The 24,324-nt window shown below is 28.2% G+C and carries 18 protein-coding genes; 14 read left to right on the top strand and 4 right to left on the bottom strand.

All coding sequences use genetic code 11. The annotated features are described in order from the left end of the window. Positions 1-17 precede the first annotated feature (17 nt). Both H9W90_RS03690 and H9W90_RS03685 read right to left on the bottom strand, forming a co-directional pair. Positions 18-644 carry an SDR family oxidoreductase gene (locus H9W90_RS03690; protein WP_187483116.1) on the bottom strand — a complete coding sequence of 209 codons (627 nt, stop codon included), beginning with the start codon at positions 642-644 and terminating at the stop codon, positions 18-20. Between the two features lie 372 nt (positions 645-1,016). Beyond that, positions 1,017-1,604 carry an RNA polymerase sigma factor gene (locus tag H9W90_RS03685; RefSeq protein WP_187483920.1) on the bottom strand — a complete coding sequence of 196 codons (588 nt, stop codon included), beginning with the start codon at positions 1,602-1,604 and terminating at the stop codon, positions 1,017-1,019. 218 nt (positions 1,605-1,822) lie between these two features. Between H9W90_RS03685 and uvrA the strand changes: the two genes are divergently transcribed. The 6 genes from uvrA to H9W90_RS03655 all read left to right on the top strand — a co-directional run bounded on the left by uvrA (position 1,823) and on the right by H9W90_RS03655 (position 10,675). Beyond that, entirely contained in the window at positions 1,823-4,615 is a 2,793-nt protein-coding gene (gene uvrA / locus H9W90_RS03680; protein ID WP_187483115.1) for an excinuclease ABC subunit UvrA, read from the top strand. Positions 4,616-4,649: 34 nt separating this feature from the next. Next, positions 4,650-5,762 carry a MauE/DoxX family redox-associated membrane protein gene (locus tag H9W90_RS03675; RefSeq protein ID WP_187483114.1) on the top strand — a complete coding sequence of 371 codons (1,113 nt, stop codon included), beginning with the start codon at positions 4,650-4,652 and terminating at the stop codon, positions 5,760-5,762. A 143-nt stretch (positions 5,763-5,905) separates the two neighbouring features. Continuing rightward, positions 5,906-7,000 (top strand): hypothetical protein, encoded by a 1,095-nt coding sequence (locus tag H9W90_RS03670; RefSeq protein ID WP_187483113.1) that lies wholly within the window; start codon positions 5,906-5,908, stop codon positions 6,998-7,000. Between the two features lie 94 nt (positions 7,001-7,094). After that, complete coding sequence (locus tag H9W90_RS03665; RefSeq protein ID WP_187483112.1) at positions 7,095-9,071, top strand: sensor histidine kinase; 1,977 nt, start codon at positions 7,095-7,097, stop codon at positions 9,069-9,071. A gap of 7 nt (positions 9,072-9,078) precedes the next feature. Further along, positions 9,079-9,924, top strand: a complete 846-nt coding sequence (locus H9W90_RS03660) for a metallophosphoesterase (protein ID WP_187483111.1) — start codon at positions 9,079-9,081, stop codon at positions 9,922-9,924. Between the two features lies 1 nt (position 9,925). Beyond that, complete coding sequence (locus H9W90_RS03655; RefSeq protein WP_187483110.1) at positions 9,926-10,675, top strand: LytR/AlgR family response regulator transcription factor; 750 nt, start codon at positions 9,926-9,928, stop codon at positions 10,673-10,675. 123 nt (positions 10,676-10,798) lie between these two features. On the opposite strand, the gene ychF is transcribed toward H9W90_RS03655, so the two are convergent. Further along, on the bottom strand, positions 10,799-11,890 hold the full coding sequence (gene ychF, locus H9W90_RS03650) for a redox-regulated ATPase YchF (RefSeq protein ID WP_187483109.1): 1,092 nt from the start codon (positions 11,888-11,890) through the stop codon (positions 10,799-10,801). Positions 11,891-11,994: 104 nt separating this feature from the next. Next, the gene (locus H9W90_RS03645; protein ID WP_187483108.1) at positions 11,995-12,345 is read right to left on the bottom strand and encodes a 4Fe-4S dicluster domain-containing protein; all 351 of its coding nucleotides are present in this window, start codon (positions 12,343-12,345) and stop codon (positions 11,995-11,997) included. Between the two features lie 69 nt (positions 12,346-12,414). Between H9W90_RS03645 and H9W90_RS03640 the strand changes: the two genes are divergently transcribed. From H9W90_RS03640 to H9W90_RS03605, 8 genes are all read left to right on the top strand, one after another. Then, a complete protein-coding gene (locus H9W90_RS03640; RefSeq protein WP_187483107.1) occupies positions 12,415-13,476 on the top strand; it encodes an acyl-CoA reductase in 1,062 nt (353 codons plus the stop codon). Between the two features lie 5 nt (positions 13,477-13,481). Continuing rightward, complete coding sequence (serC, locus tag H9W90_RS03635; protein ID WP_187483106.1) at positions 13,482-14,546, top strand: 3-phosphoserine/phosphohydroxythreonine transaminase; 1,065 nt, start codon at positions 13,482-13,484, stop codon at positions 14,544-14,546. Between the two features lie 70 nt (positions 14,547-14,616). After that, positions 14,617-15,570 carry a D-2-hydroxyacid dehydrogenase gene (locus H9W90_RS03630; RefSeq protein ID WP_187483919.1) on the top strand — a complete coding sequence of 318 codons (954 nt, stop codon included), beginning with the start codon at positions 14,617-14,619 and terminating at the stop codon, positions 15,568-15,570. An 18-nt stretch (positions 15,571-15,588) separates the two neighbouring features. Next, a complete protein-coding gene (locus H9W90_RS03625; protein ID WP_187483105.1) occupies positions 15,589-16,257 on the top strand; it encodes a YggS family pyridoxal phosphate-dependent enzyme in 669 nt (222 codons plus the stop codon). Positions 16,258-16,282: 25 nt separating this feature from the next. After that, the gene (locus H9W90_RS03620) at positions 16,283-17,362 is read left to right on the top strand and encodes an exonuclease domain-containing protein (protein WP_187483104.1); all 1,080 of its coding nucleotides are present in this window, start codon (positions 16,283-16,285) and stop codon (positions 17,360-17,362) included. Continuing rightward, positions 17,363-19,315, top strand: coding sequence for a DUF3858 domain-containing protein (locus H9W90_RS03615; RefSeq protein WP_187483103.1), 1,953 nt, complete (start codon positions 17,363-17,365; stop codon positions 19,313-19,315). Between the two features lie 103 nt (positions 19,316-19,418). Beyond that, positions 19,419-20,870, top strand: coding sequence for a C1 family peptidase (locus H9W90_RS03610; protein ID WP_187483102.1), 1,452 nt, complete (start codon positions 19,419-19,421; stop codon positions 20,868-20,870). Positions 20,871-20,877: 7 nt separating this feature from the next. Next, positions 20,878-24,285 (top strand): caspase family protein, encoded by a 3,408-nt coding sequence (locus tag H9W90_RS03605; RefSeq protein WP_187483101.1) that lies wholly within the window; start codon positions 20,878-20,880, stop codon positions 24,283-24,285. Positions 24,286-24,324: the final 39 nt, after the last annotated feature.

Raw genomic sequence — 24,324 nt, 5'->3', positions numbered from 1 at the left:
TAAAATTAAATACGCATTTATTCATTTGGTAACGCTTTACCAATTAAGGTTTCTCCTTTTATAATTTCAAAAGTTTCATTTATCGTCGCAGAATCATGTAAAACTCTTACTAAAGTTTGTGCAACGTCATCTCTACTAATTTCCCCAGATTTATTTAATTCTTTACTTAACTCAATTTTTCCATATCCTTTTTCGTTTGTTAATGTACCTGGTCTTACAATAGAATAAGGCAAATTACTTTCTCTTAAATAAACATCTGCATTCTGTTTAGCTTTCAAATAATCTTTTAACTCTTCAGTTTTTTCAGGATTATCTGCTCCCATAGAACTTAACATTACAAATTTTCTGACGTTAGATTTTTTACCTGCATCAATTAGTTTTTTTGCTCCATTTTCATCAACTTCTTTAACTTTTTTTCCTCCTGAACCAGCAGCAAAAATAATTTTGTCTATATTTTTTGTTGCATTAGAAACATCATTCTCTAAATCTGCTAAAACAGTTTCTATGTTTCTATCCTCAAATTGCCTTTGTTGTTCTTTTTTTCGAACCATAGCAACTGGATTAAAATATTGTGATGATTCTAGTAAATCTACTATCTTTTTTCCTGTGGTACCATTTGCACCTGCTACTAATATATTTTCCATGCTTGCAAGCTAGTATTAATGTAAGGTTAGTGTTAACTTGAATAAAATTTAAATTAACTGAATCGAATTAGTAAAAATTAGCAAAATAGTTACATTAAGAATTGTAACAAAAATCTGACTTTTAAATATTGAAATAAAAAAAGCCTCAACATTATGTTGAAGCTTTTTCCACTCTTAATTCAAATTCAATTCAATGAAATCATTTGATTTGGTTTTTACAAAAGTTAGCGATTTGGAAAAATTAATCAAATATTGAACTGTTTCTTTTTGGGGTTTCATCTGTAAATCAGATGACTTTTTTGAGTAAAGTTGCATCGTATAAGCTATTTAATTTATTGGTTATAAACAGTTAACGAAACAATTTTACTTTTATTATTGGTTAACCAAAATAATTTTATGTTTTTCTATTAATTTACGCATATTTATAAGTGCATAACGCATTCTACCCAGAGCTGTATTAATGCTAACGCCAGTGTTTTCGCTTATTTCCTTAAAGCTCATATCTTTATACATACGCATTACTAAAACTTCTTTTTGCTCTTCAGGAAGTTCGTTAATTAACTCTCTAACATCATTATAAATTTGTTCTTGTATAATTTTTTTCTCGGCATTTAAGCTTCCATCACCTAAAACAGAAAAAATATCGAACTCATCTGTATTTTTAAAATTTGGCATTCTATTATTTTTTCTAAAATAATCAATCACCAAATTATGAGCAATTCTCATCACCCATGGTAAAAACTTTCCTTCTTCGTTATATTTTCCTTTTTTTAAAGTTCTAATTACTTTAATAAAAGTATCCTGAAAAATATCTTCAGTAACATCTTTATCTTGAACCTTACTGTATATAAAACTAAATAAACGTTGTTGATGTTTTTTAATTAAAACACCTAAAGAAGCTTCATTTCCCTGAATATAATCGCTAACAAGAATACTATCTAGAGTTAATTTTTTACGCATCATAATTACTTTTGAAAAGCTAGAAGGCTTCTCTTCTTATTATTTTATTAATAATTTAAAAGTAATTTTTATCTATATGCGTCTAATTTTGTGTAGTTTATGAATTACAAATATGGATATTATTTTTTAATCGAACAAACTTTTTATAAAAAAAGATTTTACACTACATAATAAGAGTTTATTTTTTGGTAAATTTATACCTTATATTTTTTTGATACATGAAGACCGATATTTCCAAAGTAAATCCGAAAGAAAACATCATAATTAAAGGAGCTAGACTCCATAATTTAAAAAATATTGATGTTGTAATTCCTAGAAATAAATTAGTTGTAATTACTGGTTTATCTGGTTCTGGAAAATCTTCTTTAGCTTTTGATACTTTGTATGCAGAAGGTCAAAGACGTTATGTAGAAAGTTTAAGTTCTTATGCACGTCAGTTTTTAGGAAAATTACACAAACCAAAAGTAGATTATATCAAAGGAATTGCGCCTGCAATTGCAATAGAGCAAAAAGTAAATTCTACAAACCCACGTTCTACAGTTGGTACATCAACAGAAATTTACGATTACATTAAATTATTATATGCAAGAATTGGAAGAACCATCTCTCCTATTTCTGGGCAAGAAGTAAAAAAAGATACAGTTTCCGATGTTGTAAACTTTATAAAAAAGTTTGAGCAGAAAACGAAATTGCTATTATTAGCTCCTGTTACAATTAATGAAGATCGCGATTTAAAAACGGTTCTACAAGTTTTAGAACAACAAGGTTATGCGCGTTTAAAATGGAATGATAAAGTTTACAGAATTGGAGATTTCCCTCAAAAAGATTTCAAAAACGAAGCTTTATTTTTAGTGGTTGATAGAATTGTAACTAAAGATGATGAGGATTTTTACAACAGATTGGCAGATGCAATTCAGACTGCTTTTTTTGAAGGAAAAGGAATTTGTTTTATCGAGAATTTAGCAGATAATAAAGTGTCTGAATTTAGCAATCAGTTCGATTTAGATGGAATGTCTTTTCTCGAACCAAACACGCACTTGTTTAGTTTTAACAATCCTTATGGAGCTTGTCCAACTTGTGAAGGTTATGGAAATGTAATTGGTATTGACGAAGATTTGGTAATTCCTAACACTGGTTTATCAATTATGGAAGATGCTATTTTTCCTTTTAAAACGCCCTCTTACATTCATTATAAAGAAGATTTAATTGATGTTGCATATAAGTTTGATATTCCAATTCACAAACCTTGGTTTCAGTTAACAGAAAAACAACAAGAATTAGTTTGGTCTGGAAATAAGAGTTTTAATGGAATTCAACATTTTTTTACGGTTTTAGAAGAAAAAAGTTATAAAATTCAGAATCGAGTAATGTTGTCTCGTTATCGAGGAAAAACGAAATGTACTACTTGTAATGGCAAGCGTTTGCGAAAAGAAACCGATTATGTAAAAATAAATGAAAAGACAATTTCTGACTTGGTAACACTTCCCTTAGATGAATTATCTGTCTTTTTCAAAAATTTAAAATTAGATAAATACGAAGAGAAAATAGGTAAACGTTTGTTGACGGAAATTAATAATCGACTACAATTTTTAACGAATGTTGGTTTGAATTATTTAACTATCAATAGAACTTCTAACACACTTTCTGGTGGGGAAAGTCAGCGTATAAATTTAGCAACTTCGTTAGGAAGTTCACTTGTAGGTTCTATGTATATTCTAGATGAACCTAGTATTGGTTTGCATCCAAAAGATACAGAAAGATTAATTGGCGTTTTAAAAGATTTGCGTGATTTAGGCAACACAGTTGTGGTTGTGGAGCATGATGAAGATATTATGAAAGAGGCTGATTATATTATAGATATTGGCCCAGAAGCAGGAACTTTTGGTGGACACGTAGTTGCAGAAGGAACGTTTAAAGAAATTCTAAAATCCGATTCTTTAACTGCACAATACTTAAATGACGATTTACGAATTGAAGTTCCAACAAAACGTAGAACATCAAAAAATAATATTCAGATAATTGGCGCTAGAGAACACAATTTAAAAAATATAGATGTTACTTTTCCACTAAATTGTTTATCCGTAATTACTGGAGTTTCTGGTTCTGGAAAAAGTACTTTGGTAAAGAATATTTTATATCCATCAATGCAAAAAAAGTTGAATGGTTATGGAGATAAAATTGGACAACATACAGATATTAAAGGAAGTTTTGAAACGATAAAACATGTAGAATTTATAGATCAAAATCCAATTGGGCGTTCTTCTCGTTCCAATCCTGTAACATATATAAAGGCTTATGATGATATTAGAGCATTATTCTCAAATCAGAAATTATCAAAAATAAGAAACTATAAGCCCAAACATTTTTCTTTTAATGTTGAAGGTGGACGTTGCGAAGTTTGTAAAGGTGAAGGAGAGGTTACAATTGAAATGCAATTTATGGCAGACGTCCATTTAGAATGTGATGTTTGTAATGGAAAACGTTTCAAAAAAGAAGTTTTAGAAGTTAAATTTGATGGAAAATCTATTGACGATATTTTAAATTTAACTATTGATGATGCTGTAGAATTTTTCTCTGAAAACTTAGTAACTAAAATCGCGCAAAAACTAAAACCTTTACAAGATGTTGGTTTAGGATATGTGCAATTAGGACAATCTTCTTCTACGCTTTCTGGAGGTGAAGCACAAAGAATAAAATTGGCTTCGTTTTTAGTAAAAGGAAACACTAAAGATAAAGCCCTGTTTATTTTTGATGAACCTACAACAGGTTTACATTTTCACGATATTCAGAAATTATTAGCTTCTTTTAATGCATTAATCGATAAAGGACATTCTATTATTGTAATTGAGCATAATATCGAACTCATAAAATGTGCAGATTATATAATTGATTTAGGTTTAGAAGGAGGAAAAAATGGAGGTAAATTGATTTTTCAAGGAACTCCAGAAGAATTAGCTAGAAATAAAGAGTCTTATACTGCTAAATATTTAGCGGAGAAATTGGTGTTTTAATTGATAGAAAATATGAAATTCAACAAAAAATAAAATGCTAAAAAACTTAACCAACGAACAAAAAGTAAATTATGTAAGAATTTTATCAATTCTTGCAGTTTTGGTTTTAATGATGTATGCTCCAAAATTATGGCTTACTACTAAAGTTTTTCCTGTAATTCCTTTGTTTGATTGGTTGCCAATACCTACTGCTCCATTTGATTATATTCTAGCTGGTTTCTTTTTTGTTATTCAAGTTCTTTATATTTTTCAGAATAAAAGATGGCAAGGTTGGTTGGTTGTTTTACTTTATCTTTTATTAGCGTTAATCGACCAAAACAGGCTTCAGCCCTACTTTTACCAGAGTTTTTTAACCATATTTGCAATAGTGATTTTTCCTAAAAGTGCGGATGCAAAAAAAGTTTTGTATGCTGTTATTCTTATCTTTTTTGCTACTTATTTTTGGAGTGGAATTCAGAAAGTAAATGAAGCTTTTTACATACAGTGGTTAAGTGCTTTAGAAAAACACTTTAGTTTTTTACCTCAATGGTTTTTAGTTGCTTTCACTTATGCAGTTCCATGGTTAGAAGCAAGTATGGGAATTTTATTATTATTTAATAAAACTCGAAAATTTGGCGTGTTTTTTATTTTATCTATGCACGGCATTATTACTGTTTTACTCTTTTATTTAGGTTATGGCTATAACGTAGTTCCTTGGAACATTCAGAATATGATAAGTGTAGTTGTCTTATTTTGGACTTTAAAAACTTCAAATGCTTTAGAGTTTTTCTTAAAGTTTTTTAACAAACAAAAAGTTGCAATTTTAGTTTTTACCGTGTTTTTACCTTTGGCAAATAACCTTACTGGTTTTTATGACAATTTACTTTCTTTTCATTTTTTTACGGCAGATTTAAACTATTACAATGTTTTTATTAACGAAGAGTTAGAAGATGCTTTGCCAGATCATATTCAGCGTTTTTATCGTTATGAAAACGGAAAAGCATATCTACAAATGAATGAATGGGCACAGTATGATAATAAAGTGCTGTTTTATCCAGAAGAGCGAATTATTAATTTTATGGATAATTATTTACGCTCTTTTGCTGAAAATCCTAATGAGGAAGGATTAACAGAACTGGTTAATTACAATAGAGTTATTAAAGAATAATTTAATTGTAAGGTTTACTTCTGGCAAAATTCTCATAATAAAAACGAATTCTAATTCATCCTTCACGAATTCTAAAACAGCCAATATTTAACTTCAGTTCAAGACTACTTTTACAGTGTATTAACATTAAAAAAGTAGAAACCATGAGAACATTCATTAAAAAATCAGTATTTGTAGCAAGTGTAATTTTAGCAACAAGTTCATTTATAAGTTGCAATAATTCAGAAGAAAAAACAACTCCCAAAATTGTAGAAACTGCAAAATTAGATACACCAGTTTTAGCAGAAGAAGAATTAATAATTTATCAAAAACCAATTGTCTTTATTGCTGGTTTCGATAAAGGAAACGAAACATTTTATTCTACTTCTAGAAATTACTTTAAAGAAAAAGGTTACAAAGTTATAGACGGACAATACTCTTTAGAAGAAATTATTATTTGGCTTAACAATAACGCAAATAAAAACAGTAAGTATAGCGAAATTCATATTGTAAACAAAAGCAATCCTTACAAAGGAATGAATTTAGAAACCATTGTAAGGGGAGATAAAATTACAGCAGAAACCTTAAGAAAAACAATAACTCAAGGAACTTTACCAACATTAAAAAACGTAGTAAACAACAACTCTAAAATTGTATTTCATGCATCTGGTTTAATAGAAAACAAAGAATTAATAAAAACATTAAAAGATGCTTTTTCTGCAACAGAATTGCCAAAAGTAATTGCCTCACCATACCACACAATTTTTGGTGGTAAGTTTGCAAACCATTATTTAGCAAAGCCTCATTACGTGTTTTACCCTACAGCAAATTCGCCAGGAATAACAGATTTATCTAAAGAAATTGCTAGAAAATATCCAGAAGAAAAAGATATAGATTGGTATGATGCTTTAAATAATGAGGAAGAAAGATATGTTGGAGAGGCATATACAACTCAATTTAGTATTCCTGTTCAATGGGAGTTTGATTACCATAATTCAGATGATGAAGTACCAACTTTTACAATGCAAGAAGAAGTTATGGATTGGATAGAACAAAATGAAGAATTAATGGCAGATTTAGAAAAATACAATCTTCCTTTAGAAAAATTTAGATGGAATTGGTCTGTAAAAAACAGCAAATTAATTATTAGAGGAAGAACAACTGCATTGTGTGTATTAAAACCATTAATTAAACCTTATGGAGATTTAAAACACATAGAACCAGATACAAATAACAAACGTTTGTATGCGATGAAATAGTAAATGGAATGGAAATTGTAGGTTGATAAACGTCATTACACTCAATTAAAAATGGTGTAATGACGTTTTAATTAGTAAGTTTGTTATCATGAAAATGTTTTCTAAAATCTTAATTTTATTGTTATTTTTTATTACTGTTGATGGAATATCTCAACAAAATAAATTACAGCATTTTACCACAGAAAACGGTTTACCAAGTCTAACTATTAATGATATTTTACAAGACGAAATTGGTTATTTATGGTTGGCAACAAATAAAGGTTTAGTTCGTTTTGATGGAGATGAATTTAGGCATCTTGCAACCCATAGTTTATCTAAAGTAAATTCTCTTTTTTTTAAAAATGAAATACTTTTTATTGGTCAAGAAAAAGGTCTTTTTAAATATCAAAACAGAAAATTCTCCTATTTAGGAAATGAAAAAGTTTTAAAAATTATTTCTATTGATAATAGAATAATACTTGGTACAACAGAAGGGATTTATGAAGTAAAAGAAGATTATTTACAACCTTTACAAATAAACCCCAAAATAGATTTTACAATAATTTCTGATATTTATTTGCAGGAAAAATCAATATTAATAGCTACTAACAAAGGTTTGTGGTCAATAGATAAAATTTACAAACCTAGTAAAATTGACAAATTATTAGAAGGCAATATTGTTTCGGTACTTAAAAAAAATAATCATCTAATTGTAGCTACAAAAAATAATGGTATTAAAATTATTGATAAAAATAACGCAGTACAAATTATAAATAAAGAAAGTAAGATAGCATCAATAAAAAGTATTAATAACGAACTTTGGGTCAGTTCTCATGGAAATGGAATTTCTATATTTAATACAAACGATTTCACTTTTAAAAAAAGAATAAATAAGTATAATTCAGCTATTTCAAATGAAATAAATACGGTTTTTAAAGACAACCAAAATAATATTTGGATTGCCTCCAACAATAATGGCTTGTATAAATACAATAATAATTCAGTTGTAGATAATCAAAATAAGCCCAAACTTTTTATAGAAAAAATAGCAGTAAACTACAAAGGTTTAAACACTTTAAATTCAAAAAAAATTGAATTAAAACCTTCAGAAAACAATATCTCATTCAGTTATAAAACGGTTAACTTACAACAACCAAAAAATATTCAATATCGTTATAAATTAACAAGTGATTTTTCTCCTTGGAGTTCTAAAAATAATATTGAATTTGCTAATCTAAATCCTGGTAACTATACATTTACTGTTCAATCTAAAAATGGAAAAAATGTAAGCGAGCAAAAAAGTATATCCTTTTTTATAGATGCTCCAATTTATAAAAAAGCATGGTTTATAATTTTATGTTTTGCCTTACTTTTATTTGTTTTATCTCTTATTGTAGATATTTATATTAGAAAATTAAAGAAGAAAAATAAGCAAAAAATTACGCAACTTAAGTTTGAAAATCATTTGCTAACTTTAGAACAGAAAGCATTGCAATTACAAATGAATCCGCATTTTATTTTTAATGTTTTAAACGGAATAAAAGCTTTAGGAAATTCCGGTAATACCAAAGAATTAAACAAAACTGTTTCGCAATTTTCAATCCTTTTAAGGAGTGTTTTAAACAATTCTCGTTTAGATGAAATTAGTTTAAAAGATGAAATTGAAACCTTAACAAATTATCTAGATTTAGAACAAAAAATGAGTACTAAATCTTTTAATTACAAAATTGATACAAACCTTAATAATATTGATATTGAAGAAATTTTAATTCCGCCAATGCTAATGCAACCTTTTGTAGAAAATGCTATAAAACATGGCCTATCATTAGATAATAAAGGAGAAATAAATATCTTTTTTGAAGTAAAACAACATCATTTAGAATGTACAATAACTGATAATGGAATTGGGTTTCATCAATCAAAAAAAATAAATGATAAAACTTCTCATAAATCTGTAGCTTTAAAAATCACTAAAGAAAGAATCGAAAACCTATCTAAAAAAGGTTCTTTTAAGATTGAAGAAATAACAAAAGAAAAAACTGTTTTAGGAACAAAAGTTTGGTTTAAAATTCCATTAAAAACGGATTACTAAAATTAATATGAAAAGAAGAAAATTTATAAAAAAAACTATAATATCATCTTTGGGACTTGGATTAATTGGTGGTTTATATTCTTGGCAAATTGAACCTTTTTGGTTAGAGTTTGTAAAACTAAAAATGCCTATTAAAAACTTACCTAAAGATTTAATTGGTAAAACAGTTATGCAAATTAGTGATATTCATGTAGGAAATAGATTTAATTACAAATACATTATTGATTCATTTAAGAAAGCACAAGAATTTAAACCCGATTTCGTAGTTTATACCGGAGATTATGTTTCCTATGAAAATGAAGAACAATTTACTCAATTAGAAACTGTTTTAAAACATGTTGTAAAAGGAAATTTAGGAACTGTTGGTACTTTAGGAAATCATGATTATGGAAACAATTGGGCAGAACAAAATGTAGCAGATAAAATAACAAATCTATTAGAAAACTCTGGAGTTTCTATCTTAAATAATGAGGAAAAAAATATTAATGGATTAAATATTATTGGCTTAGATGATTTCCGGGGATTGAATTTTAATCCGAAGAAAATAATGTCTAATTATAATAAAACAAAAGCAAATTTAGTTTTATGCCACAATCCTGATGTTTGCGATTTAGATGTTTGGAATAATTATAAAGGTTGGATTTTATCTGGACACACACATGGTGGCCAAGTAAAACCTCCATTCTTAAATCCTCCAGTTTTGCCTGTAAAAAATAAAAAGTATAATGCCGGAGAAATAGATTTGAATGATGGAAGAAAACTATATATTAATAGAGCTTTAGGTAATTTACATCAAATAAGATTTAATGTAAGACCAGAAATAACAATTTTTGAATTAGAAAAAGAAATGTAATATGCAAAAATTAACCGCAATTATTGTAGAAGACAATCCTTTAGCATTAGAAATGTTAACGACAGATATTTCTAATAACCATAAAGAAATTGAAATCATAGGCACTGCAACATCAGTTGTAGAAGCAGCTAAATTATTACGCAAAAAACAACCAAATATTTTATTTTTAGATATAATGTTAGGTGATGGAACTGGTTTTGATATCTTGGAAATCTTTCATGATTTGCAATCTAAAATCATTTTTGTAACTGCAAGTGATGCTCATGCCATAAAAGCCTTTAAATTCTCTGCAATAGATTATATTTTAAAACCATATTCAGATTCAGATCTAGAAATTGCCATTGATAAAGTTAAAGATCAAATTCAACCAGATAAAGCGCAATTAGAAGTTTTACAGCAAGCTGTTACATCTCCTAACAACAAACCTAAAAAGATTTCTTTACATACTTCAGATAAGATAATTGTTGTAAATATTGTTGATATTATTCGCTGTAAATCAGACAATAATTACACAACATTTTATTTTAAAGATGGCTCTAAAATATTAGTTTCAAAAACATTAAAATATTACGCAGACATGTTAAAAGAAGTGGGTTTTTTAAGAGTACACCAAAGTCATTTAATAAATATAAAATACATAAAAGAGTTTATAAAATCTGATGGTGGTTATCTTTTATTAACTGACAAATCTAATGTTCCTGTTTCTGTAAGAAAGAAAGCAGAAGTTTTAGAAATTTTAAATAGTTATTAAGTTACTTTTCAAAATTATTCTTTTAAAAGATCTAATTCCAAATAAATGGATAAGAGATTTAATAGAAAAATCCCAATAATTTCTTATTGGGATTTTTTATGAATTTTTATTATGAATTAAGATTTATACGTTAAATCTAAAATGCATTACATCGCCATCTTTTACAACATAATCTTTACCTTCTACTCTCATTTTACCAGCTTCTTTCACTTTTGCTTCAGAACCATAAGCAACATAATCTTCGTAAGCAATTGTTTCTGCTCTAATAAATCCTTTTTCGAAATCCGTATGAATTACTCCTGCTGCTTGAGGTGCAGTAGAACCAATAGGAATTGTCCAAGCTCTAACTTCTTTTACACCTGCTGTAAAATAAGTCTGTAAGTTTAATAATTTGTACGCAGAACGCACCAAACGTGAAACTCCTGCTTCTTCCAAACCAATATCTGCCAAAAACATTTGACGCTCTTCATAATCATCTAACTCTGTAATGTCTGCTTCTGTACCAACTGCCAACACAATAACTTCTGCATTTTCATCTTTTACAGCTTCTCTTACTTTTTCAACATAATCATTACCAGAAACTGCTGAATTTTCATCAACATTACAAACGTATAAAACTGGTTTTAAAGTAATGAATTGTAATGGTTGTACAAATTCTAAATCTTTTTCAGAAAACTCTAAAGTTCTTACAGATTGTCCTTTTAATAAAGTTTCTTCAATTTTTAGTAAAACAACTAATTCTGCTTGTGCTTCCTTATTTCCAGTTTTTGCAGTTCTTTTTACTCTTTCAAGTCTTTTTTGAACCGTTTCTAAATCCTTTAATTGTAATTCAATATCAATTGTTTCTTTATCTCTAACAGGATCAATTGAATTATCTACATGAATAATATTATCGTTATCAAAACATCTTACAACATGTAAAATTGCGTCTGTTTCTCTAATATTAGCCAAAAATTGATTTCCTAAACCTTCTCCCTTACTTGCTCCTTTTACCAAGCCTGCAATATCTACAATCTCTACAGTTGCAGGTAAAACACGTTCTGGGTTTACCAATTCTTCTAACTTTTCAATTCTTTTATCTGGTACATTTACAACTCCTAAATTAGGTTCTATCGTACAAAATGGAAAGTTTGCACTTTGCGCTTTTGCATTTGATAAACAATTAAATAAAGTTGATTTTCCTACGTTTGGTAATCCTACAATTCCGGCTTTCATTATAATAAATTTTGCGAGTGCAAATATAGTTTTTTTTGATTCAATTTGTTCAATAAAAAAATCCTGAATTTCTTCAGGATTTTAAACTTTATAATGAATAACAATTATTCATTGTGCATAAACTTCTGCTTTTCTAATAATTCTGCTTCAGTTTCCACATTATCATCATCTGGCACACAACAATCTACAGGACAAACTGCAGCACATTGTGGCTCTTCATGAAATCCTTTACATTCTGTACATTTATCTGCAACAATGTAATAAATTTCATCTGAAACTGGTTCTTGATCTTCGTCTGCATTTACAGTTTTACCATTTGGTAATACTGCACTTCCGCTTAAATCTGTACCATCTGAATATTTCCAATCGTCTGCACCTTCGTAAATTGCTGTATTAGGACATTCTGGTTCACATGCCCCACAATTTATACATTCATCTGTTATTATAATTGCCATAATTTTCTTTTCTAATTTGTACCTTTGCAGTTGCAAAAATAAAGCCAAATTAATAGACAACCAAAATAAATGAGTAATATTCAGAATAGAATTACCGCTTTTGCAAAATTAGGTGATTTTTTAAGTCAGTTTTCTCAAGTAAAGATTGATAAAAAAGAAAACATAGAACATAATGATTTGTTTTTTGATGGCTTTAAACATCAATTAAAAATTGCACAAGAAAATAATTCTTGGTTTACAAAAGAGAACTTATTGTTTTCTTTAGAAAGTTGGTCTAAAGCTTTAACTAAAAGCAATTTAGATAAATGGATTTCTAACAATAATATAAAAGTTGAAACTCCAAAAACAGTTGCTATTGTAATGGCTGGAAACATTCCTTTGGTTGGTTTTCACGACTTTTTATCGGTTTTAGTTTCTGGACATTCCGTTTTAGTAAAACAATCTTCTGGAGATAAACATTTATTACCTTTTTTATCAAAATATTTAGAATATGTTGAAGAAGAGTTTAAAGAAAATATAACCTTTACAGAACAAAAATTAGAAAACTTTGATGCTGTAATTGCAACTGGAAACGATAATACAGCTCGTTATTTCGAATATTATTTCAAAAATAAACCAAATATCATTAGAAAAAGTAGAAATTCTGTTGCTGTAATTACTGGAAATGAAACTGAAGAAGATTTAAAAAAATTGTCAGAAGATGTTTTTACATATTTCGGGTTAGGTTGTAGATCTGTTTCTAAATTGTATGTTCCTAAAGAGTACGATTTTAATAATTTCTTTAACGGAATGTTTGTTAATAAAGACATGATTAACAACGCTAAATACGCAAATAATTACGATTATAATAAGGCTGTATATTTAATGAGCGAATTCGATTTGTTGGAAAATGGTTTTTTAATGATAAAGGAAGATAAGAGTTACTCCTCTCCTATTGCTACCATTTTTTATGAATATTATGACAATGAAATCGACCTAAAAATAAAATTACATCAAGATAAAGAAAAAATACAATGTATTGTTGCTAAAGACTTTATAGAAAATGAAGTCCCTTTTGGCGAAACTCAAAATCCACAGTTATGGGATTATGCAGATGGAATTAATACATTAGAATTTTTATCAAAAATTTAAATAAAATGAAAAAACATAATTTTAGTGCAGGACCATGTATTCTGCCACAAGAAGTTTTACAAAAAGCATCTGAAGCAATATTAAATTTTAATGACGATAATTTATCATTAATAGAAATTTCTCATAGAAGTAAACCTTTTGTTGCTGTAATGGAAAAAGCTAGAAGTTTGGCTTTAGAATTATTAGGTTTAGAAAATAAAGGTTACAAAGCTTTGTTTTTACAAAGTGGTGCAAGTATGGAGTTTCTAATGGTTGCTTACAATTTATTGAATAAAAAAGCAGCATATTTAAACACAGGAACTTGGTCTGACAAAGCTATTAAAGAAGCTAAAGCTTTTGGAGAAGTTGTAGAAGTTGGTTCTTCTAAAGACAAAGGTTATAACTATATTCCTAAAGGTTATTCAATTCCAGAAGATGCAGATTATTTTCACTGTACAAGTAACAATACAGTTGCAGGAACACAAATGAAAGAGTTTCCTGAAACAAATATTCCTTTAGTTTGTGATATGAGTTCAGATATTTTTTCTCGTCAGTTAGATTTCGAAAAGTTCGATTTAATTTATGCTGGTGCACAGAAAAATATGGGGCCAGCAGGTGCAACTTTAGTTGTTATTAAAGAGGAAATTCTTGGTAAAGTAGAAAGACATATTCCTTCAATGTTAAATTATCAAATTCATCTTGATAAAGATAGTATGTTTAACACACCTTCTGTTTTTGCAGTGTATGTTTCTATGCTAACATTACAATGGTTAAAAGATTTAGGTGGAATTCCGTTTATTGAAGAAGTAAACAATAAAAAAGCAGCACTTTTATATGATGAAATTGATAGAAATCCGCTTTTTAAAGGAATTGTAGCCAAAGAAGATAGAAGTACAATGAATGCAACTTTTACTTTAACAGATGAAAGTTTAACCGAAACTTTCGATAATATGTGGAAAGAAGCAGGAATTAACGGATTAAACGGACACAGAAGTGTTGGTGGTTATAGAGCAAGTATGTACAATGCTTTGCCTTTATATAGCGTACAAGCTTTGGTTGATGTAATGCAAGAATTAGAAAGAAATAATTAGAATAATATTTTGAAATATTGAAAATGTAATAGTTTTTGAATATTTCAATTTTTGAATGACTGAATAGATGATGAAAATATTAGCAAACGATGGAATTTCTCAAAGCGGAATAGACGCTTTAGAAAAAGGAGGTTTTGAAGTAATTACCACTAAAGTGGCACAAAATCAATTAGAAAACTATATAAACGAACATAACATTGATGCAATTTTAGTAAGAAGCGCAACTCAAGTTCGTCAAGAATTAATTGATGCTTGTCCGAGTTTAAAGTTAATTGGACGTGGTGGAGTTGGAATGGATAATATTGATGTTGAATATGCACAAGACCAAGGTTTGCATGTTATAAATACACCTGCAGCTTCATCAAGTTCTGTAGCTGAATTAGTTTTTGCGCATTTATTCGGAATGGCAAGATTTCTACATTCTTCCAATAGAGAAATGCCTTTAGAAGGAGATTCTCGTTTTAAAGAATTAAAAAAAGCATATTCTCAAGGTACTGAATTACGTGGGAAAAAAATTGGTATTATCGGTTTTGGAAAAATCGGACAAGAAGTTGCTAAAATTGGTTTAGGTTTAGGAATGCAAGTAATTGCAACTGATGAAATGATTACAAGTGCTCCAATTTCTTTAGAGTTTTTCAACGGACAAAAAGTTACTTTTAATATAGATACTGTTGATAAAGATGATTTATTGAAAGAAGCAGATTTTATATCATTACATGTGCCTGCACAAGAAGATTACATTATTACAAGTGATGAAATAGAAAAAATGAAAGATGGTGTAGGTATCATAAATACAGCTAGAGGAGGAATTATAAATGAAGTAGATTTAGTAAAAGCTATAGAAAGTGGTAAAGTTCAATTTGCTGGTTTAGATGTTTTTGAAACAGAACCAACACCTGCTGTTCAATTATTAATGAATCCAGAAATGTCTTTAACGCCACACATTGGTGCTGCAACTATAGAAGCTCAAGACAGAATTGGTACAGAATTAGCGAGTCAGATTATTGCTTTATTAAAGAATTAAAATTTTTGAAACTTAAAAATGATTAAAGAAAATCTATCAAAAATAAAACAATCTATTCCAGAAAGTGTAACTTTAGTTGCTGTTTCTAAAACCAAACCTGTGGAAGATTTGCAAGAGGCTTATAATGCTGGTCAGCGTATTTTTGGTGAGAATAAAATTCAGGAAATGGTTGAGAAGTTTGATGTTTTACCAAAAGACATTCAATGGCACATGATTGGTCATTTACAAAGTAATAAGGTAAAATATATGGCGCATTTTGTAGATTTAATTCATGGAGTAGATAAATTTTCTACTTTAAAAGAAATTAACAAACAAGCAAAAAAACACAACAGAGTTATTAATTGTTTGTTACAAGCAAAAATTGCAAAAGAAGAAACAAAATTTGGTTTGTCTTTTAATGATATTGAAGAAATTCTAAATTCATCAGAATTAAAAGATTTAAAAAATATAAAAATTGTTGGTTTTATGGGAATGGCAACATTTACAGAGAATCAAGAGCAATTACAAGAAGAATTTTCAGCATTAAAAAACTTCTTTGATACACAAAAAATAAATATTGAAGCAGAAAATTGTCAATTAAAAACTTTATCTATGGGAATGAGTGGAGATTTTAAATTGGCAATCGAAAATGGAAGTACTATGGTTCGCGTAGGAAGTTCTATATTTGGCAATAGAAACTATAATTAGTAATTTTCCCCGATAAGAAGACAATTTGTACGCAATATTAGACATTGAAACAACTGGAGGTAAGTTTAATGAAGAAGGCATTACAGAAATTGCTATCTATAAATTTGACGGACATGATGTTGTAGACCAATTTATTAGCTTGGTAAACCCTGAAAAAGAAATTCAGAAATTTGTAGTAAAGTTAACTGGTATTAATAATAACATGTTACGCAATGCACCTAAATTCTATGAAGTTGCAAAAAGGATTGTAGAAATTACCAAAGATTGTACTTTAGTTGCACATAATACTTCTTTCGATTATAGAATTTTAAGTACAGAGTTCGAACGTTTAGGTTACGAATTCAATAGAAACACACTTTGTACGGTAGAATTGAGTCAAGCTTTAATTTTAGACCAACCTTCTTATAGCTTGGGGAAATTAACCAGAGCTTTAGGAATCCCAATGACAGATAGACACAGAGCTTCTGGAGATGCTTTAGCAACAGTGCAGCTTTTTAAAATTTTATTAGAAAAAGACACCAATAAGTCCATTATACAAAGTTCTGTAAAATATCATGACAGAAGGTTAGAAAAAGAAAGACTTCAAAAATTAATAGATGAATCTCCAAAACTTCAAGGGGTTTATTATATACATGATTCTGAAGGAAAAGTAATCTTTATTGGTAGAGGAAAAAATATAAAAGCAGAAGTAAATAAATTGTTTTTAAAAACAACTAAAAGAGCCATAAAGATACAAGATAGAGCGACTTCAATTTCTTTTGAAAAAACTGGAAATGAACTTTTTACAAGATTAAAATACTATATTGAATTAGAAATTTTATCGCCTAAATTCAACTTTAAAAAAGAAAGAAAAACTATAGCTCAAGATTTTAATAATAATGATTTTATTATTTTTGATAAAGGGAGAGAAATAGAAGAAAATGCAGTTATTTTAATAGAAAATAACGAAGTTACAAGTTTTGGCTACACTAATTTAGCATATCAAGAAAATAGATTAGATATCTTAAAATCTGTTCTTACACCTGTCGAAAATAAAAAACTCTGTAAAACTATTATTAAAAATTATTTGAATAAAAATAATGTTCAGAAAATTGTTAGACTTTAAATGAAGAAAATAAACTTACTCATACTACTCCTATTTACAACACTAATCGTTGCACAAAAAAAGAAATCTTCTAAAATGGGACAAAGCACTTTAGAAGAATTAAAAATGACAGTTTACGAGAAAGATTCTACTGCTTCTGCTGTAGTTTTATATGAACATGCAAATCGTTATCCAGATAATAATAAGAGAGAAATACCAAGAACAGATTATTATTTTAGAATAAAAATTTTTAATAAAGCTGCTTTCGACAAAGCTAACATTGCGATCAACCTTTATAAAGAACAAAAAATATTAGATGTAAGTGCCGTTACTTACAATTTAACTGAAATTGGTACAATAGAAAAAACTAAACTTCAAGAGAAAGATATTTTTACAACAAAAGAAGGAAAAAATTGGACTGTTAAAAAATTTACACTTCCAAATATTAAAGAAGGAAGTGTTATAGAGTATAAATACAGTGTCTCATCTCCTTATTTAGGTATTGATGATTGGGAGTTTCAATCTGATATACCAAAAATAAAAAGTGATTATGATGCTTCCATTTTAGGAAATTACAAATACAATATAAAAATTGTTGGTTTTTTAAAACTGAATAAAGATAAGCCTTCAGTAGATAAGAAGTGTGTGTATATTGATGGTTTAGGAGAGGGTGCATGTGCAGTTTATTCTTACGGAATGAATAATATTCCTGCTTTTAAAGAAGAAGATTACATGTTAAGTAAGAAAAACTACATTTCTAAACTTACTTTCGATTTAAAGTCAAGTACAGGCTACGATGGTTCTATTAAAAACTACGCAACAACATGGAAACAGGCAGACAAAACATTAAAAGATCAATTCTTTAATAATCAAACTTCTAAAAAGAATTATTTTAAAAGAAGAATTCCTGAAACAATTTTAACAACAGAAAACACTTTAGAAAGAGCCAAAAAAGTATTTAACTTTATTAGAAATCATTATACATGGAATGATAAAAATTGGACAAATGAAGATGCTAAAGTAAAAGAAGCTTTTGATGATAAATCTGGTGATGTTGGTGAAATAAATTTGTCTTTATACAACAGTTTACAAGCTGCAGATATAAAAGCAAATTTAGTTGTTTTATCAACAAGAAATAATGGTGTAACTACCAAACTTTTTCCTGTAATTTATGATTATAACTATGTAATTGTAAAAGCAATAATTGATGATAAAGAATATTTTTTAGATGCAACAGATAAATTTTTACCTTTTGGGCAAGTACCAATAAAAGCTTTAAATGGTGAAGCTAGAATAATAGATTTTAAAGGAAAAAGTTCTTGGGTTGGTTTGCAACCAAAAATTAAAAGTTCTAAAAACATTACTGCAAAATTATCTTTAAGTGAAGATGGTGAATTCTCTGGAAATCTAATTATAAGAAGAAGTGGTTATTTTGCAGCCAACCAAAGAAAAAAAATTTCTTTAACTAATGAAAATGATTATTTACAAGATTTTGAGTCTAAAAATCCAGATTTAGAAGTTGATGAGTATAAAGCAGTTGATACAGAAAATTTAGAAAAACCTTTATTAGAAATTTTTAAAATAAAACTAATAATGGATGAAGATTTAGCAAATAAAACACGTATAAATCCTATTTTTTTTGACAGAGTTAAAGAAAACCCTTTTAAACTAAAAGAAAGAAATTATCCCGTAGATTTTGCATATCCTAGAAAACAAAACTATCTTCTTAATTTAGAAATTCCAGAAGGTTATACCATTACGCAACTTCCAGAAAGCAAAGCTATTTCTCTACCAAATAAGGCTGGTTCCTTCATTTTTAAAACTATTAAAAAAGGGAATATTGTAAATGTCTATTTGCGTCTAAATATTTCAAAAAGAATATTTCAAGTATCAGAATATTATGCTTTAAAAGAGTTTTATAAACAAATAATTATTTCTGAAAACTCTTACATTGTCATAGAAAAAAAACCATAAAACATAGATTAATAACCTTTTAACTTTAAAAATACGTCAAATGACGTATTTTTTTTTGCGCTAATTATTGTGAGTTTTGTAGGGTAACACTAAAACGCACAAAATGAAAAAACTTTCCACACTTATAGTATGCCTGTTTTTATCAGGTTTACTATTGTCACAAGAAGAAGATTTGGGCACAGGATTAAAGTTTAACAAAGCACTTTATGAAGCAATTCCACAATCTGTACCTCTAATAACAAGAAGTTACCAAGCATTACCTTCTAATTTTAGTTTAAAAGGCTACACTCCCACTCCAAAAAGTCAAGGTCCACAAGGTTCTTGTGTTGGTTGGGCAACAGGTTATGGAGCAAGAACAATTGCAAATGCTATAAAAAATGGTTGGCAGAACAATAGAGCAAAAATAGACCAGAACACTTTTTCTCCATCCTATATCTATAATCAAATTAGATTAACAAATGACTGTAAAGGTGCTTACATAGAAAAAGCAATGAATCTTATGGCAACAGATGGTTCTGTTAAAATGTCAGACTTCCCTTACGATTATAGATCCTGTGTTAAAAGTCCATCTTCGGTGACACGCTCAAAAGCAAAAAACCATAAAATTCTTTCTTTTGAAAGGTTAGATAAATGGACAAACTCTTACAATGCTACTTTAGTGGTTAAAGTAAAAAAAGCCTTAGTTAATAAAAACCCAGTTGTTATAGGTTTGTATAATTACAATAGTTTAAAAACTGATCAAAATTTTGTTTGGATTCCTAATTCCGGTACAAATGGTCATGCAATGGTTGTTGTTGGGTATGATAATAATAAAGCAGGTGGCTCTTTTGAAATTATGAATTCTCACGGTTATGGATTTGCAAACAAAGGTTTTTTCTGGATAAAATATGATGATTTTATTAGACAGGTAAAGACTTTATACGTTCTGGTTGATAAAACATCAGACAACAACAGCAACGATATTAAAAATAATAATACTTACGCATACAATAAATTGGGTGGAGAACTTACCTTAAAGTTAAGTAATGGTAGCAATATGCCAATAAGTTTAGCGGATGAAGCAACTAGGAATTTTAATATTGTTAAGGCTACAAAAACAACTTATAAAGTAGATAAATCTTATACATCTGGAACACAATTTAGAATTTACCTTAAGAACAAACAACGTGGTTATGTTTATTTAATTGGATATGGTTCATCTGACAAATCTGTAAATAAATTATATCCTTTTGCAAATTTTAGCGATTATTTTAATTACACTAATAGTGAAATTGCGTTGCCAAATGAAGATTATTTTATAGAGTTTGATAACAAACCTGGTAGAGATATTTTATGCGTTTTATACAGTAAAGAAAAACTAGATATTAACAGTATAATTAGCAAAGCTAAATATGGTTCTGGAGATTTTGTTTCTAGAGTTAAACAAGCATTATCCTACAAAATGTTTAAAGGTTCTGATATTACTTTTAGCAAAAATGAAATTTCCTTTAATGCTACTTCTAAAAGTTCATCAGCTAAAGTTGTGCCAATTTTTATAGAAATGAATCACCAATAAAATTATTATGAAAACTCTAAAAAACATAGTGTTCGTCTCATTATTAATTACTTATAGTGTATTTGGACAATCTAATAATTACATATATCAAGAAAATTTCGACAATAAAGGCAATTGGCCAATTGGCAGTAATGATATAAGAGATTTAAACGTTTTTAATGGTCGTTATTATTTCGAACACAAAAGAACAGATAAATCTTGGAGAATTTCTACCACGGATTTTAATTTAGATACTTCAAAAGATTTTGAAATTGAAACCTCTATCCAGAAAATTTCTGGAATCGACAACTCTGGCATTCAATTTTTATACGACTTTAAAGATGATAGTAATTACAAAGAATTAGGTTTTAGTTCTAATGGATATTTTAGAATTGCAGAATCTGTAAATGGCACTTATTCCAATATTAAAAAATGGGAGAAGTCAGACAAAATAAAAACAGGAAATTATGGTGTTAATAATCTAAAAGTTACTAAAAAAGGAAATTCTCTAACGTTTTATATCAACGAAAAAGAGATTTACACCATGCCTTATAAAAGTTTTGTTGGGAAACAAATTGGGGTTGCAATTTTTAAAAACCAGAAAATCTCAATCGATTATATTAGCGTAAAACAAAGTACATCAGTAATAAATAATAACACCAATAATTCCACTGTTTTGTACGATAATTTCTACTCAAACAATAACTCTTGGGCAGTACAAAATAATGATGAAGCTACTTTAGAAATTTCTAATGGTAAATATTATTTCGAATACAAAGATGTAAAAGGCTTTACCTCTACAAGAATAATAGATTTAGATAATACAAAAGATTTTAAGATAGAAGCATCATTTCAAAAAATTAATGGAATTCAGAATAATGGTTTTGGTTTAGTTTTTGGGCGTGAAGATGGAGGCAATCAAAATCAATTTTTTATTGCTCCTAGTGGAAGTTTTGCAATTGATGAATATAAAAACAGCAAATTAAATAGCCTTAAAAATTGGACAGCATCTTCTGCCATAGAAAAAGGAAATCTTGGTAAGAATAAGTTAACAATAGAAAAAATAAACAGCACTTATAATTTTTACATTAATAAAACTAAAGTACACACTGCCTACAATTTAACTTTTTTTGGCAAAAGACTGGGGTTTGTAGTTTTTGATAAACAGAAAATAGCAATAGACAATATTAGCGTAACCTATTTAGACCAAAACATAGATAATATAAACACGAATCTTAATTTTGAAAAAAATCTTGTTTTAAATGAAAATTTTGACAATAGTATTAATCAATGGACAGAACAAGACAATGAAGACACACGTTTTAGATTGTCTAACGGAAAATATTACCTTCAACATAAAAAACCAGATAAAGGTTGGTCTTCAAATATTAGTAAACATTTTGATAGCTCTAAAAATTTTGAAATAGAAACTAAAATTGATAAAATTAGTGGTGTTACCAACAATGCATACGGAATAATGTGGGGTTTAGATGGTGGTAATAGCTACAGATTTTACTTAACCGCAACAGGATATTATAAAATAGTTAGAACGGTAAATGGTAATGAAGAAATAATTACAAAATGGACTAAATCTTCAACTATCAATCAAAATAATGGAGCTTCTAATACCATAAAAATTAGAAAAGAAGGAGAACTATACACCTATTACATTAATAATAAACATGTTACAAAAACAGATTTCGAGCCATTTTACGGAGATAGAATTGGGTACATTGTTTATAATAATCAAGAAATTGCTGTAGATTTTTTAAAAATCAACCTTCTTAAAAGCAATACAAACAACACTGTTGTAACTAATAAAAAACTTACGCTTCCTTTGTATGACACCTTCAATGGAAATACTAATAATTGGAATTTAGAAGATTCTGATGATTATTCTGCTGCAATTACAAACGGAAAATTAATGCTTCACAAAAAGAAAAAAGGAGGCATTTTTATTAGTAAAGATGTAGAAATAAACACAACAAAAGATTTTATAATTGAAACCTCTTTAAGCAGGGTTAGAAATTCTACAGAAGGTTTGTATGGTATTACTTTTGGAAGAAAAAACTCTTCTAACGAATACACTTTTCTACTATCTGGTAATGGAAGTTATATGTACAGAAAGTTCGATAATGATGAGTACAAAAAAATTATTCCATTTACAGAATCATCAGCAATTAAAACTGGTTTAAATGAGTTTAACAAAATTAAAATTGTAAAAACAGGAAGCTTATTACGTTTCTATATTAATGATGTATATGTAAACGAAACTCCTTTTGAGCCTTTCTTCGGTAATAAATTTGGATATACTATTTATTACGATAAAAAAATTGCCATAGATCATTTAGACATTAAATACCAAACATCTACAAGTTTTAATAATCCACCAATTGTAGTAATTACCTCGCCAAATGTAGAGGAAGAAAGAGGTTTTAAAATTGTTGAAGCAAAAAGAATTCAGGTTCGAGGAAAAGCAACAGATACTGATGGTATTTTCGAAATTACCGTAAATGGTGTAGAAGCTAGTGTTTCTGAAGATGGAAGTTTTATTGCCAATGTTCCCTTAAAATATGGAAAAAACGATCTAATAGTAAAAGCTACCGATTTAAAACAAGCTTCTTCTACAAAAACATTTACCATAAAACGTAATTCTCCAGAAATAGATAATTCTGTAACTACAGACAATACTACCGAAAAATTAGACATTGGTTTTGGCAAATACCATGCACTAATAATTGGAGTAAGCACTTATAAAGATGAAACCATAGACGATTTAAAAGGAGAACCAACTAAAGATGCACAAGCGCTAGCAGATTTATTAATTAGAAAGTACAGTTTTGATACACAAAATGTAACTGTATTAAAAAATCCTACCGAAAATCAGATAATTAAAGAGTTTTATAATTTAAGAAAAAAGGTAGGTAGAAATGATAATGTTGTTATTTTCTACGCAGGTCATGGAAATTACGATAAAGTAAGTGAAAAAGGTTACTGGATGCCTTCTGATGCAGAAATGGAGTTCGAAGGAAATGTAATTTTAAACACAAGTATTGTTTCATATATTAAATCGATAAATTCTAAACATACCCTATTAATTTCTGATGCTTGCTTTAGTGGTAGTATTCTAACAAAAAACAGAAGTTTTAGTAATGCATCTAATGCTGTAAAAGCAAAATACTCTTTGCCAAGTAGAAAAGCAATTACAAGTGGTGCTTTAGAAACTGTACCTAATAAAAGTGTTTTTATGGAATACTTACTAAAAAGATTAGAAAGCAACCAAAACACATATCTTTCTGCTGGGCAATTATTTAATATGATAGAAGATCCAATAATTAATAATCCAAGAGGAGATAAAATTCAAAGACCAATTTACGCGCCCATAAGTAGAACTGGTGATGAAGGTGGAGATTTTATTTTTATTAAAAAGAATTAAACTTCATTATATCAATAATAATTAATATTTTAGCTCCTG

This window comes from Polaribacter pectinis (assembly GCF_014352875.1).
Lineage (GTDB): Bacteria > Bacteroidota > Bacteroidia > Flavobacteriales > Flavobacteriaceae > Polaribacter > Polaribacter pectinis.
Note: the sequence above shows the minus strand (reverse complement) of the source record. Positions and strands in the feature narration are given on the sequence as shown.